Here is a 231-nt window from a genome sequence, read left to right on the forward strand (position 1 = left end):
GTCTGGAGGCGGCGCGTGTCGCGGCCGAGCGCGGTCACAAGGTGACGGTGCTGGAAGCGTCGAGCCAGGCCGGCGGGCAGGTGCGGCTGGCGACGCAAAACCCGCGCCGCAAGGAGTTGATCGGCATTATCGACTGGCGGCTGGCCGAACTCGGCCGGCTCGGCGTCGATATCCGCTATGACATCTGGGCGGAGAAGGACGATGTTCTGGCGCTGTCTCCCGACGTGGTGG

The 231-nt window shown here is 68.4% G+C and carries 1 pseudogene; it reads left to right on the plus strand.

The annotated features are described in order from the left end of the window. Nucleotides 1–231: pseudogene (locus tag AC0L2O_RS37670) on the plus strand (N-methylproline demethylase); the annotation flags it as partial.

Source organism: Bradyrhizobium sp. Kon10 (genome assembly GCF_055807395.1).